This is a genomic window from Streptomyces beijiangensis (assembly GCF_017315755.1).
Taxonomy (GTDB): domain Bacteria; phylum Actinomycetota; class Actinomycetes; order Streptomycetales; family Streptomycetaceae; genus Streptomyces; species Streptomyces beijiangensis.
Genome location: NZ_JAFLRJ010001618.1, coordinates 1 through 202, shown reverse-complemented (window position 1 = coordinate 202; position 202 = coordinate 1). Strand labels below are relative to the sequence as shown.

1 protein-coding gene is annotated in these 202 nt (G+C 70.8%); it reads right to left on the bottom strand.

Annotated elements, in window-relative coordinates; genetic code table 11:
- A partial coding sequence (locus tag J0695_RS42925) for a sensor histidine kinase (protein WP_206970204.1) occupies positions 1-202 on the bottom strand: 202 nt, incomplete at both ends.

Sequence of the window (202 nt, the reverse complement as noted above, 5' to 3'; positions counted from 1 at the left end):
GATGCCCTTGACGATGTACAGCCCGAGGCCGGTGCCGCCGCGCTTGCTGCCCCGCCAGAAGCGGGTGAAGACGCGGTTCATGGACTCCTCCGGGATGCCGGGGCCCTCGTCGCTCACGGTGACCGACGTGGCCGCGTGCTCGCCGTTCTCCCGGTCGCGGGGGGACGTCGAGGGCGTGATGTCGATGGTGACGGTTCCCTCG